Source organism: Streptomyces sp. TBY4, from assembly GCF_024213195.1.
Taxonomy (GTDB): Bacteria; Actinomycetota; Actinomycetes; order Streptomycetales; family Streptomycetaceae; genus Streptomyces.
This window is the reverse complement of record NZ_JANAVF010000003.1, coordinates 262,456-275,454: the sequence shown is the minus strand read 5'-3', so window position 1 is coordinate 275,454 and position 12,999 is coordinate 262,456. Positions and strand designations below refer to the sequence as shown.

11 protein-coding genes and 2 tRNA genes are annotated in these 12,999 nt (G+C 70.6%); 5 read left to right on the top strand and 8 right to left on the bottom strand.

All coding sequences use genetic code 11. From position 1 onward, the window contains the following. Window positions 1-42: 42 nt before the first annotated feature. A complete protein-coding gene (locus tag NLX94_RS09190) occupies window positions 43-1,050 on the top strand; it encodes a DMT family transporter (RefSeq protein WP_254382110.1) in 1,008 nt (335 codons plus the stop codon). On the opposite strand, the gene NLX94_RS09185 is transcribed toward NLX94_RS09190, so the two are convergent. After that, entirely contained in the window at window positions 985-1,995 is a 1,011-nt protein-coding gene (locus NLX94_RS09185) for a helix-turn-helix transcriptional regulator (protein ID WP_254382109.1), read from the bottom strand. The two genes, NLX94_RS09190 and NLX94_RS09185, sit on opposite strands and share 66 nt — an antisense overlap. A 245-nt stretch (window positions 1,996-2,240) precedes the next feature. Between NLX94_RS09185 and NLX94_RS38880 the strand changes: the two genes are divergently transcribed. Then, the gene (locus NLX94_RS38880) at window positions 2,241-2,366 is read left to right on the top strand and encodes a hypothetical protein (protein ID WP_302169046.1); all 126 of its coding nucleotides are present in this window, start codon (window positions 2,241-2,243) and stop codon (window positions 2,364-2,366) included. 2 nt (window positions 2,367-2,368) lie between these two features. After that, window positions 2,369-3,247 carry a hypothetical protein gene (locus NLX94_RS09180; protein ID WP_254382108.1) on the top strand — a complete coding sequence of 293 codons (879 nt, stop codon included), beginning with the start codon at window positions 2,369-2,371 and terminating at the stop codon, window positions 3,245-3,247. Window positions 3,248-3,328: 81 nt separating this feature from the next. On the opposite strand, the gene NLX94_RS09175 is transcribed toward NLX94_RS09180, so the two are convergent. Beyond that, window positions 3,329-3,401, bottom strand: a tRNA-Ala gene (locus tag NLX94_RS09175). Between the two features lie 159 nt (window positions 3,402-3,560). On the opposite strand from NLX94_RS09175, the gene NLX94_RS09170 reads away from it, so the two are divergent. After that, window positions 3,561-4,112: a DNA-binding protein gene (locus tag NLX94_RS09170; protein ID WP_243331094.1), complete on the top strand. Its 552-nt coding sequence runs from the start codon at window positions 3,561-3,563 to the stop codon at window positions 4,110-4,112. A 50-nt stretch (window positions 4,113-4,162) separates the two neighbouring features. Beyond that, window positions 4,163-5,410: a serine/threonine-protein kinase gene (locus NLX94_RS09165; protein ID WP_254382107.1), complete on the top strand. Its 1,248-nt coding sequence runs from the start codon at window positions 4,163-4,165 to the stop codon at window positions 5,408-5,410. Here the strand turns inward: NLX94_RS09165 and NLX94_RS09160 are convergent. From NLX94_RS09160 to gyrB, 6 genes are all read right to left on the bottom strand, one after another. Next, on the bottom strand, window positions 5,407-6,714 hold the full coding sequence (locus tag NLX94_RS09160; RefSeq protein ID WP_254382106.1) for a hypothetical protein: 1,308 nt from the start codon (window positions 6,712-6,714) through the stop codon (window positions 5,407-5,409). The two genes, NLX94_RS09165 and NLX94_RS09160, sit on opposite strands and share 4 nt — an antisense overlap. Before the next feature lie 124 nt (window positions 6,715-6,838). Further along, complete coding sequence (locus NLX94_RS09155) at window positions 6,839-6,973, bottom strand: DLW-39 family protein (RefSeq protein ID WP_208809277.1); 135 nt, start codon at window positions 6,971-6,973, stop codon at window positions 6,839-6,841. A gap of 157 nt (window positions 6,974-7,130) precedes the next feature. After that, window positions 7,131-7,204 (bottom strand) — tRNA-Ile (locus NLX94_RS09150). A gap of 107 nt (window positions 7,205-7,311) precedes the next feature. Beyond that, window positions 7,312-7,872, bottom strand: coding sequence for a DUF3566 domain-containing protein (locus NLX94_RS39315; RefSeq protein ID WP_374683930.1), 561 nt, complete (start codon window positions 7,870-7,872; stop codon window positions 7,312-7,314). Between the two features lie 86 nt (window positions 7,873-7,958). Beyond that, the gene (gyrA, locus tag NLX94_RS09140; protein ID WP_254382104.1) at window positions 7,959-10,571 is read right to left on the bottom strand and encodes a DNA gyrase subunit A; all 2,613 of its coding nucleotides are present in this window, start codon (window positions 10,569-10,571) and stop codon (window positions 7,959-7,961) included. 40 nt (window positions 10,572-10,611) lie between these two features. Further along, window positions 10,612-12,669 carry a DNA topoisomerase (ATP-hydrolyzing) subunit B gene (gene gyrB / locus NLX94_RS09135; protein ID WP_308402406.1) on the bottom strand — a complete coding sequence of 686 codons (2,058 nt, stop codon included), beginning with the start codon at window positions 12,667-12,669 and terminating at the stop codon, window positions 10,612-10,614. Window positions 12,670-12,999: the final 330 nt, after the last annotated feature.

Genomic DNA, 12,999 nt, shown 5'->3' with positions numbered 1-12,999 from the left:
ACCGCTCCCGCCCTCCCCCCACACCCCGTAGGAGTACTCCCGATGACCGCCACCGCCGCGGCCCGCCGCGCCTGGCTGACCGATCTGCCCGTCCTGCTGGTCGCAGTGGTGTGGGGATCGAGCTACCTGGCCGCCAAGGGCGTCACCACCACCCAGACCGTGCTGGCGGTGCTGGTGCTGCGGTTCGCGGTGGCGCTGCCCGTGCTCGTCATCGCCGGATGGCGCAAGCTCCGCGCGCTGAACGGGGCACAGGTGCGCGGCGCGGGCGTCCTCGGGCTGATCCTCGCGGGGATCTTCCTGCTGGAGACCTACGGGGTGGTGCACACCTCGGCGACCAACGCGGGGCTCATCATCAGCCTCACGATGATCTTCACCCCGATCGCGGAGAGCCGGATCCGCGGGACCGCGCTGCCGCGCCCGTTCATGGCGGCGGCCGGGCTGTCGGTGGCGGGCGTCCTGCTGCTGACCCAGGGGGCCGGCTTCACCGCGCCCTCCCTCGGCGACCTGCTGATGCTGGGCGCGGCCCTGGCCCGTACGGTCCACGTCCTCGCGATGTCGCGGATGAAGTCCGTCGAGGGCGCGGACTCGATGTCGATGACCACGGTCCAGCTCGGCAGCGCGGTCACGGTGTTCGCCCTGCTGTCCTTCGCGCCCGGCACCGGAGGCACCCCGTGGGCGGCCGCCGCCGCGTTCGACGTCTCGGACTGGCTCTGGCTGGTCTACCTGTCCGTGTTCTGCACGCTCTTCGCCTTCTTCACGCAGATGTGGGCCGTCCGCAGGACCTCGCCCTCGCGGGTCAGCCTCCTGCTCGGCACGGAGCCCGTGTGGGCCGCCGTGTTCGGCATCGCGCTGGCCGGGGACCGGCCCGGACTCCTCGGCCTGGCGGGCGCGCTGCTGGTCCTCGCGGGCACCGCCTGGGGCCGCACGGCCGCCGCCGGCCCGGCCACCGAGAAGGAGACCGCCCCGACCGGGGCCACCACCGCCTCAGTCGTCGAGCCAGCCGAGCCGGACCGCGCACACACCGGCCTGGAACCGGCTGGCCGCGCCTAGCCGTTCGGTCAGCTCGGAGACGAGACGGCGGACCGTGCGCTCGGACACCCCGAGCTTGCGGGCCATCGTCTCGTCCGTCAGCCCGCCCTCCAGCATCCGCAGCAGCTCGCGGTGCCGGCCGGTGGGCTGCCAGCCGCCCTCACCGCCCGGGGCCGCCGCACTCGCCGCGGTGCCCGCCTCACCCAGCACACTGGCGGCCTCCCAGCAGTGCTCGAAGATCCCGCGCAGGACGCCGACCAGCGTCTCCCCGCGCAGGACGACGGCGGCGATGTCCCCGTCCACCGGTTCCGGAGCGGGGACGATGGCCAGGGAGCGGTCCACCACGATCAGCCGCAGGGGCAGGGTGTGCGCGGTGCGCACCTGGGCCCCTGCCGCGTTCAGCCCGCGCAGGTAGGTGCTCATGTGCGGCACGGCGGCCGCCGAACCGAGGTGGATGGTACGGATCTGCACCCCGCGGCCGAGCGCCAGCCGGTCCCGCTCCAGCCCCGCTTCGATCATCTCGGCGGGCAGCGCCCGCCCCGGGTGCAGGGAGAGCACCTCGTGCTCGACCCGCTGCGAGGCGTCCTCCAGCGCGGCCGAGACGTTGGCGGCGCCGGTGACCACTTCCATCTGTACGGAGGACAGTTCCCGGGCGTGCACCGGCTGGAAATCGGTGACGACCTGGGCGAGCGCGGCCCGGGTCTGCTGCACGGCCGAGAGCAGGGCCCCCGTGTGCTGCTCCTCCTCCAGCAGGAGGTTGCGCAGCGCCGTGTCCGGGGCCAGCGCGGTCCAGCCGTTGCGCGTCTCGGGCGAGGGGACGAACAGCCCGAGCCGGTTGAGCAGGCGCAGGGCCTCCGCGAATTCCGGGTCGGTCCAACCACGTTCGCCCGTGACCAGCTCCGGCCGCCAGGACGCGTCGTCCAGTGCGATCCGGTACAGCTCCTGCGCCTTGGCCCGTACGTCCACACCGCCCCCTCGCCTCGGCGGACCGCCCCCCGCGGTTCGCACCCGCGATCCTAAGAAGGGGTCCGCACTACGGCCAGCGGGGTCCGGCATACGGACATCCGCGGAGGTCGGAGGGGTTGCCGGACCTCCTGCCGTGTCCGCCCCTGGCCATGGCCGGTCCCGGAACTTCGCATCCGTAGCCATCGCAGGACCCCCCGCAGCATGCTGGTTCCACACCACAACACACGTTCTTCCGGGGGTTCTTCATGTCTCGTGTCCGTACCGCTCTGCTCGCCGTGATCGCCGCCGCCTTCGTCTTCGGCGCAGCCCCCACGGCGCTCGCGGCGGAGCAGCCGGCGTCCGCGTCGACCGACTCCTTCATCTGGGGCTGACCATGAACAGGCGACCGGAGGTCGCGGTCGTCGCCCCGCTGACCGGCCCCCGGGCCGCCTGGGGGGCGGTGCTCCTCGGAGGGATCGAGCGGGCGAAGGCCGAACACCCCGCGGCGGCCGACTGGCGCGTCCACGACGAGACCGCGGGGGTCGAGGAAGAGGTCGTGGCCGGCGGCTACGCGGCGGTGGTCGGCCACAGCGACCCGGCCCGCGGCCGGATCGCGGAGGCGGTCTACGGGGCGGCGGGGCTGACCTGCCTGCTGCCCTTCCTCCCGCCGGGGGCGACCGGGACGACCGGGGCGACCGAGCTCAGCTGGTCCCCCGACGGGGACTCCCTGCCGGGCCTGATCGTCGAGGGAGCGGCCGCACTGGGGGCGGCCACTCTCCGGATCCTGCACGACGGGAGCCCGCAGTGGACGGAGCTGGCCCGCCGGGTCGGCGAGGAGTCCGCCGCGGCCGGCCTGCCCGCTTCCCCCCTCCCCTCCCCCTCCCCTTCCCCGTCCGGGGGCAAGCGCGACGTCCTCGCGGTCCTGGCCCCCCAGGAGCTCTGCCTGCGCCTCGCCCGCGCGGCCGGGCCCCGCGGACCGGTGCTGATTCCCGCCGACTGCGGGCTCGGCACCTTCCGCTCCCTCGACCCGGACGCGGCGGGCCTCGAAGTGTGGGCCGTCCACGCCCAGTCCTGCGCGGTACGCCGGGCCGACCGCGCGGTCACGGCCCTCGCCCGGACCCTCGCCGCCGCACCGGACCTGCGCGGCCCGCAGCTGACGGCGGCGGTACGGGCGAACTCGGGCGTCCTCCTCACCCCCCGGGGCGCCCCCCTGGGCGAAGGCTGGCGCATCTCCCGGCTCCACGAACTGTGCCGCCGCCCCGACCCCCGCTGACCCGCGGGAACCCACGGGGACCCACACGAAAAAACCCTGTCCGACCGGCGTTTCCGCTGGTCGGACAGGGTTTTCTTGATGTGGAGCCTAGGAGATTCGAACTCCTGACATCTGCCTTGCAAAGGCAGCGCTCTACCAACTGAGCTAAGGCCCCGGACGCGGGCACGGCCGTCCCCCGGGAGGGAGTGACCGTTCCGTAGGACAGAGTACCGGGTGTACCCCCTCATCCCGCAAAATGATAGGGACTCCCGCCCCGCGACCACTCTCCGTAAGATGCTCGCGAGGTTCGCACCAGCGAAGGGGAGTAGTAAGAGTGGACGCAGTACAGCAAGAGGCGACCGCCAGAGCCAGGGAACTCCAGCGGAGTTGGTACGGGGAGCCGCTCGGCGCGCTCTTCCGCCGGCTCATAGATGACCTCGGTTTGAACCAGGCCCGCCTCGCTGCCGTCCTCGGGCTGTCGGCTCCGATGCTGTCCCAGCTGATGAGCGGTCAGCGGGCCAAGATCGGCAACCCCGCCGTGGTCCAGCGGGTACAGGCTCTCCAGGATCTCGCCGGCCAGGTGGCCGACGGCAGCGTCAGCGCGGGAGAGGCCACCGACCGGATGGACGAGATCAAGAAGACCCAGGGAGGTTCCGTCCTCAGCAACAGCACCAGCCAGGCCGCCACCGGTTCGGGCGCGCCCACCGTCAAGCGCGTCGTGCGCGAGATCCAGTCGCTGCTGCGCTCGGTCTCCGCCGCCGGCGACATCATCGACGCCGCGGACACCCTCGCCCCCACCCACCCGGAACTGGCAGAGTTCCTCCGGGTGTACGGAGCGGGCCGCACCTCCGACGCCGTCGCGCACTACGAGGCGCACCAGAACTGACACGCCACGCAGGCAACGGACACAGCTGACGACGGGGGACGGGCGCAGCAATGGGTGAGATCTTCGCCGGCCGGTACGAACTGATCGACCCGATCGGACGTGGCGGCGCCGGCGCCGTATGGCGAGCCTGGGACCACCGGCGCCGCCGCTACGTCGCAGCGAAGGTCCTCCTGCAGAGCGATGCCCACACCCTGCTGCGGTTCGTCCGCGAGCAGGCGCTGCGGATCGATCACCCGCACGTACTGGCCCCGGCCAGCTGGGCGGCGGACGACGACAAGGTCCTGTTCACCATGGACCTCGTCGCCGGCGGTTCCCTCGCCCATGTGATCGGGGACTACGGGGCCCTGCCGCCCCGGTTCGTGTGCACGCTGCTCGACCAGCTCCTGTCGGGGCTGGCGGCGGTGCATGCGGAGGGTGTCGTGCACCGCGACATCAAACCGGCCAACATCCTGATGGAGGCCACTGGAACCGGGCGGCCGCACCTGCGGCTGTCCGACTTCGGCATCGCCATGCGCAAGGGCGAGCCCCGGCTGACCGAGACCGCCTACGTGGTCGGCACGCCGGGCTATCTCGCCCCGGAGCAACTCCTCGGCTCCGAGCCGGACTTCACCGCCGATCTGTTCGCGGTCGGGCTGGTCGGCCTCTACCTCCTCCAGGGCTCCAAGCCCGACTCCCAGGCCCTGATGGAGCAGTTCTTCGCCCACGGCACCCCCGCGGCGCCGGAAGGCGTCCCCGCGCCGCTGTGGGACGTCCTGGCCGCGCTGCTCCAGCCGGACCCCCGGAGCAGGTTCCAGACCGCCACCGGGGCGCGCAGGGCCCTCGCCGAGGCCGTGGAACTGCTCCCGCCGCCCGGCCCGGACGGGGACCCGGTCGAGGTGTTCGACCAACTGGGCCCGGTGCCCGCCGATTTCACCCCCCGAGCACCCCGGGAAACCTCCTACGAGGCTGCGCACGAGACGCCGGCCGCGGCACCCGTGCCCGCGCAGCCCGGCGGCGCCCCCACACCCGTCACCGCGCCCCTCGGTGTCTTCGGCCCCTCGGAGACGGGCAGCTTCCACCTCCCGCCGCCCACCCCGACGCCGCCCGCGCCGCACGCCCCGTACGCGCCGCAGACGGGCGGGGCCACGCCCACGGCCCCGTACCCCCGCCAGCAGCCCCCGGCGCCGGTCGCGGCCACCGGGCCCGCCCCGCTCCGTACGGGCGCCCTCGCGCCCCCGCCCGCGAAGGTCACCGCCGGGATCCTGCTCGCCGCGGCCCTGTGCTTCGCCGTCGGGATCTGGGCCCTGACCCAGCTCTAGGCGGAGCGCCGCCGGGCCAGCAGCATCCACCCGCCCAGGACGAGCAGCAGCAGGGTCCCCGTACCGAAGCCGGCGCCCGCGACCACCCGCATCACGGACCGGTTCTCGGCGGCGGCATCGGCCTCCACGGCCGTGGAGCCCTCCTTGGCCGCGGTACGGTCCTCGGCCCCCACCCCGAACCCGGCGGCCGCGAGGTCCTCCGCGTAGGCCGGGGCCTTGCCCGGCGAGCCGATGATCTGCGTGCGCAGGGTCAGCGGCACGGGCACCGCGTCCTGGGTGAACTCCCCCACCTTCCCGCCCATGGTCACCGCGACGTAGTACCAGCCGGCCACCCGGACCGCCCCGAGCTTCCGGTCGGAGGAGAAGCGGTTCTCGTAGGCCACCGGCGCCGTCCGCGCCAGGGTGAGTCCCGTCTGCTTCCCGTCGTACGAGGCGTCCTCGCCGTCGATCGGGGACCGGTAGGGGCTGTACAGCGTGACGGAGAGCCCGGGCGAGGCGTACCCGGAGTCCTTCGTCATCGTGGCGGCGGAGAGTTCCGCCGCGAGCCCGAGCTGCTGCCCCCAGTCGAGCGGCACCCGGTAGAACCGGGTCTGCCCGGGCCGCAGTTCGTCGCTCCAGACCCCGCTGTCCAGCGCCCGGGCGTCGTTGAAGCCGGTGCCGCCGGTACGCGGGGCCGGGTCGCTGCCCGGCAGGGTCGGGGAGGCCGAGGGCCAGACGCTCGGCGCCGCCGTGGGCGCGGTGCCGCCGCTGAGCTTCGGCTCGCGCTGGACCTTCAGCTCCAGGGGCCAGGCCGCCGGGTCACCGCCCTTGGCCGTCTCGCGCGTGACCTTGACGTAGTAGGTGCCCTCGCCCTGGCAGCCCTGGTCCTCCTGCATGATCCGGGCCCCCACGGCGCCGAGGGGGACGGGGTCGTAGCCGAAGGACGCCCGCCCCGGGCTGCCGGGGCAGGCGGTGTTCTCGGCGTTCAGGACCTCCACCTCGAGGCCGTCGCCGTAGCTCACCTTGGCGCCGCGCGGGGGCTGCAGGACCCCGGAGACGTAGACGGTCGAGCGGTTGTCGAGCCGGATCCGGTAGTACCGCTCCCCCGGCGCGATGGAGTCCTTGTGGACGGCGCCGGCCTTCAGCTCGGGCGCTCCGGCCGTGGACGGCTTCCCCTCGACCGCCACCGCCCCCTCCGCGCCCAGGTACGGCGGCACCGGCTGCGGGGTCCCCGCCGCGCCCGCGGCCCCCGGCAGGGCCGCGACCAGCCCGAGGGCGGCCAGCGCCGCCGCAACGGCCGTCCTTACCCGACGTACCCCACCCATCACACGCACCCACCCCGAGTTTGCCAACGCAAGCAACAACTTTGCATACCGCAACAATTCGTCACAGAGCAGCACAAAGCCCCGACCGCAGCGGCAGTCGGGGCTCTGGGATCAACCTCGGGTCTCACACACCGGAACCAGAAGGCACGGAGTCGGTTGCCTCCGTCCACAGGTCCTGCTCTGCGCGGTCCGCCTGGATCTGGCGGTACACGAGGAGCCCGCCGATGGCGGCCAGTGCGACCAGGAGCAGCTTCTTCACCGCGCGACCTCGTCTTTCGTTGACGTAGGGGACTTCTGGCGCCCAACAATACACACCGACCGATACCGATCGGTGACCTACCGGCCCACCAACCGATCCACCAACTGGCCCAACGACAAAGACCCCCAGGCCATGGGCCTGGGGGTCTTCGACACTGTGGGGCTAACAGGATTTGAACCTGTGGCCTCATCCTTATCAGGGATGCGCTCTAACCAACTGAGCTATAGCCCCATCCGCGCTGCGCGCTGACTCCTGAAGGTTAGCGCACAGACCCGGTGACTCCAAAATCGGTTCCCGTGACCCATCTACGCAGGTCACCAGCCCCGTCCCCGGAGTGGCTACTCGTCCTCGGCAAGCGTCAGCTCCACACCGCCGACGAAGCCCGCCGACAGGTTGTAGATGAACGCGCCCAGGGTCGCCAGCGCCGTCATGAGCACCACGTCGATGACCGAGATCACCGTCGTGAAGATCAGAACGCGCGGCAGCGACAGGAAGGTCTGGAGGTCGAAGCCGTTGCTCTCGTTCGAGCCGGTCGCCTCACTGATCGTGCCGCCGACGCTGGAGAAGATGCCCATGGCGTCCATGACCATCCACAGCACCACCGCGGCGACGATCGTGCACACGCCCAGCGCGATCGACAGCAGGAAGCTGACCTTCATCACCGACCAGGGGTCGGCCTTGGCCACCCTGAGCCGCGCCTTGCGCGTCCTGGGCGCCATACGTGCCCCCGTGCGCGGCTTGCGCTGCGCTCCGGGCTCTCCCGCCCCCCGCGGCGCCCCGGGGCCCGAGGGCACCGGGTACGCCTGCGGCGGGTGGTAGGGCTGCTGAGGGCCCGCCCCGGCCTGAGTCTGATGCGACTGCGGCGACTGAGGCGGCTGCGGTCCTCGGGTGTCCGTCACGGTTCCCCCCTGGGAGTCCGTGGCGGGGCCACGGGCACCGTTCGCTCCAGTGTGGGCCGGTCCGGCGCCCGTGGCTCCGCTCACGCTTACTCCTCGTGCTCCCCAGCCGAGGGCTCCGTGCCCCCGGCAGCCTCGGCGGCCTGTCCTTCGACGGCCGCCTCGGTCCCGATCTCGTTCTCGCTGTCGTCGACCTCGTCAGATTCCTGACCGGCCTCCGCGTTGCGGGCGATGCCGACGACGGCATCCCGCTTGCCCAGGTTGATCAGCTGGACGCCCATGGTGTCACGGCCGGTCTCCCGTACTTCGTTGACGCGCGTACGAATCACACCACCGCTGAGCGTGATGGCGAGAATTTCGTCCGTTTCATCCACCACGAGCGCCCCGACGAGCGAGCCGCGGTCCTCCACGATCTTCGCGGCCTTGATGCCCAGGCCACCACGGCCCTGGACGCGGTACTCGTCCACCGGCGTCCGCTTGGCGTAGCCGCCGTCGGTCGCGGTGAAGACGAACGTACCCGGCCGGACGACGCTCATCGAGAGCAGTTCGTCCCCTCCCCGGAAACTCATGCCCTTCACGCCCGAGGTGGCGCGGCCCATCGGGCGCAGCGCGTCGTCGGTCGCCGTGAAGCGGATCGACTGCGCCTTCTTGCTGATGAGCAGCAGGTCGTCCTCGGCGGACACCAGCTCGGCGCCGATCAGCTCGTCATCGCTGCCGTCCTCCGTCTCACGGAGGTTGATGGCGATGACACCACCCGAACGGGGAGAGTCGTAGTCCTTGAGCGCCGTCTTCTTCACCAGGCCGCCCTTGGTGGCCAGGATCAGGTACGGAGCGGCCTCGTAGTCGCGGATCGCGAGGATCTGGGCGATCTTCTCGTCCGGCTGGAAGGCCAGCAGGTTCGCCACGTGCTGCCCGCGCGCGTCACGGCCGGCGTCCGGGAGCTCGTACGCCTTCGAGCGGTAGACCCGGCCCTTGTTCGTGAAGAACAGCAGCCAGTGGTGCGTGGTGGACACGAAGAAGTGGTCGACGAGGTCGTCCTGCTTCAGCTTCGTGCCGCGCACGCCCTTGCCGCCGCGCTTCTGCGAGCGGTAGTCCTCGGTCTTGGTGCGCTTGACGTACCCGCCGTGGGTGATCGTGACGACGATGTCCTCTTCGGCGATCAGGTCCTCCATGGACATGTCGCCGTCGAAGGGCACCAGCTTGGAACGCCGGTCGTCGCCGAACTTCTCGACGATCGCGGCCAGTTCCTCGCTGACGATCTGGCGCTGGCGCTCCTCGGAGGCCAGGATCGCGTTGTACTCGTTGATCTTGGCCTGGAGTTCGTCGTGCTCGGCGACGATCTTCTGCCGCTCCAGGGCCGCCAGGCGGCGCAGCTGCATCTCCAGGATCGCGTTCGCCTGGATCTCGTCGATCGACAGCAGGCCCATCAGGCCCTCGCGGGCGATCTCGACCGTGTTGCTGCGCCGGATCAGCGCGATGACCTCGTCGATCGCGTCCAGCGCCTTGAGCAGACCGCGCAGGATGTGGGCGCGCTCCTCCGCCTTGCGCAGGCGGAAGCGCGTGCGCCGGACGATGACCTCGATCTGGTGCGTCACCCAGTGGCGGATGAAGGCGTCGATCGACAGCGTGCGCGGCACGCCGTCCACCAGCGCCAGCATGTTCGCGCCGAAGTTCGTCTGCAGGTCGGTGTGCTTGTACAGGTTGTTCAGCACGACCTTGGCGACGGCGTCGCGCTTGAGGACGATCACCAGGCGCTGGCCGGTCCGGGACGAGGTCTCGTCGCGGACGTCGGCGATGCCGCCGACCTTGCCGTCCTTCACCAGGTCGGCGATCTTCTGCGCCAGGTTGTCGGGGTTGGTCTGGTACGGAAGCTCCGTGACCACCAGGCACTGGCGGTTCTGGATCTCCTCGACCTCGACCACCGCGCGCATCGTGATGGAGCCGCGACCGGTCCGGTACGCCTCCTCGATGCCCTTGCGGCCCACGACCAGGGCGCCCGACGGGAAGTCCGGGCCCTTGATCCGCTCGATGAGCGTGTCCTGGAGCTCCTCGTGCGAGGCCTCCGGGTGCTCCAGCGCCCACTGGGCGCCGGCCGCGACCTCGCGCAGGTTGTGCGGCGGGATGTTGGTGGCCATGCCGACCGCGATGCCCGCGGAGCCGTTGATCAGCAGGTTCGGGAACCGCGCCGGCAGGACGGTCGGCTCCTGGTTGCGGCCGTCGTAGTTGTCCGTGAAGTCGACGGTCTCCTCGTCGATGTCCCGGAGCATCTCCATGGCCAGCGGCATGAGCTTGCACTCGGTGTAACGCATGGCGGCCGCCGGGTCGTTGCCCGGGGAGCCGAAGTTGCCGTTGGAGTCCACGAGCGGCATGCGCAGCGACCACGGCTGGGCCAGGCGGACCAGGGCGTCGTAGATCGAGGAGTCACCGTGCGGGTGGTACGTGCCCATGACGTCGCCGACGACGCGGGCGCACTTGTAGAAGCCCTTCTCGGGCCGGTAGCCGCCGTCGTACATCGCGTACAGCACACGGCGGTGGACGGGCTTGAGGCCGTCCCGTACGTCGGGCAGCGCGCGGGACACGATGACGGACATCGCGTAGTCGAGGTAGGAGCGCTGCATCTCCGTCTCGAGCCCGACGGGCTCGATGCGCAGGACGGGCTCTTCCTCGGTGTTCTCGGCAGTGGGCGTGGTTTCGTCGGCCATTGCTGGTCAAAGATCCTTTCAGGCGGTCAGCTGAGCCGACTCAGATGTCGAGGAAGCGAACGTCCTTGGCGTTGCGCTGGATGAAGGAGCGCCGGGCTTCGACGTCCTCACCCATCAGCACCGAGAACAGGTCGTCGGCCTGCGCGGCGTCGTCCAGGGTGACCTGGCCGAGCACGCGGTGGTCCACGTCCATCGTGGTGATGCGCAGTTCCTCGGCGTTCATCTCGCCCAGACCCTTGAAGCGCTGGATCGAGTCTTCCTTGATCCGCTTGCCGTTCTGCTTGCCGAGCTCGACCAGGGCGTCGCGCTCGCGGTCCGAGTACGCGTACTCGAAGTCGTCGCGGCCCCACTTGATCTTGTACAGCGGCGGACGCGACAGGTACACGTGCCCGGCCTCGACCAGCGGCCGCATGAAGCGGAACAGGAAGGTCAGCAGCAGGGTGTTGATGTGCTGTCCGTCGACGTCGGCGTCCGCCATCAGGATGATCTTGTGATAGCGGAGCTTCTCGATGTCGAAGTCCTCGTGCACACCGGTGCCGAAGGCGCTGATCAGCGCCTGGACCTCGGTGTTCTGGAGGATCTTGTCGATCCGGGCCTTCTCCACGTTCAGGATCTTGCCGCGGATCGGCAGGATGGCCTGGTACATGGGGTTCCGGCCGGACTTGGCCGAGCCGCCGGCCGAGTCGCCCTCGACGATGAAGATCTCGCACTTGGTCGGGTCGTTGGACTGGCAGTCCGACAGCTTGCCCGGCAGCGAGGCGCTCTCCAGCAGACCCTTGCGGCGCGTCAGGTCGCGGGCCTTGCGGGCCGCGACGCGCGCCGTGGCCGCCTGGATCGACTTGCGGATGATGTCCGCGGCCTCGTTGGGGTTGCGGTCGAACCAGTCGTTGAGGTGCTCGTGCACGACCTTCTGCACGAAGGTCTTCGCCTCCGTGTTGCCCAGCTTGGTCTTCGTCTGGCCCTCGAACTGCGGCTCGCCCAGCTTCACCGAGATGATCGCCGTCAGACCCTCGCGGATGTCCTCGCCGGCGAGGTTGTCGTCCTTCTCGCGCAGGAACTTCTTCTCGCGCGCGTAGCGGTTGACCAGGCCGGTCATCGCCGCGCGGAAGCCCTCTTCGTGGGTGCCGCCCTCGTGCGTGTGGATCGTGTTCGCGAAGGAGTAGACGCCCTCGGTGTACTGCGAGTTCCACTGCATCGCGATCTCGACCGAGAGCATGCGCTCCTTGTCCTCGGCCTCGACGTCGATGACCGTCGGGTGGATCAGCTCGCCCTTGCGCGCGTTCAGGTACTTCACGAAGTCGACGATGCCGCCCTCGTAGTGGTACTTGACCGAGCGCGCCTGCTGGTCGTCGGTCTCCTCGGCGGTGTCCGCGCCCATCGTGGCCTTCGCCGACTCGCGCTCGTCCGTCAGCGAGAGGGTCAGGCCCTTGTTGAGGAAGGCCATCTCCTGGAAGCGGCGCGAGAGCGTCTCGAAGGAGTACTCGGTGGTCTCGAAGATGTCGCCGTCGGCCCAGAAGGTGACCGAGGTGCCCGTCTCGGACGTCTCCTCGTTCTTGGCGAGGGCGGCCGTCGGCACACCGAGCTTGTAGTCCTGGGTCCAGCGGTGTCCGTCGGTCTTGACCTCGACCGCGACCTTGGTCGACAGGGCGTTCACGACGGAGACGCCGACGCCGTGCAGACCGCCGGAGACGGCGTAGCCGCCGCCGCCGAACTTGCCGCCCGCGTGCAGGACCGTCAGCACGACCTCGACGGCCGGCTTCCCCTCGGACGGCACGATGCCGACCGGGATACCGCGGCCGTTGTCGACCACGCGCACGCCGCCGTCGGCGAGGATCGTCACGTCGATGGTGTCCGCGTGCCCGGCCAGGGCCTCGTCGACCGAGTTGTCGACGACCTCGTAGACGAGGTGGTGGAGCCCGCGCTCACCGGTCGAGCCGATGTACATGCCGGGACGCTTGCGGACCGCGTCCAGGCCCTCGAGGACCTGGATGGCGCTTGCGTCGTACGAGGACGTGACCTCGCCGTTCTGGCCGACTGTGGACTGGTTGTCGTTGGGGTTGCCGGAATCGGCCACGAAGCGCCCTTTCTGGCACAGCACAGGCCGTACTCCGGGCCGGCAGGCATGCAAGCGGGAGCGGCTGCGTCGATCTGCGTTGTCAGCGGTGGTCAGCTTTACTCGACTGGATCCCGCGCGTGCGCGGGATTCTCGTTCAGTCTACCGGTATCACCCCCATGAATGGGCGTTTGCCGGTACCTGAGTCCGCATGTGCCGCCCGGAAACTCCTCTCTCCGACTCCCCATATCCGGGGAGGGGCTCAAAGAGGCTCACACGGGCATTCAGCGCTTCGGGCTGTCAACCTCCCGCTACCGTGAGGGACACCACCCGCCCGACCGTCCGTACGGGTGGCCGCCGCATCCCTACTCACCC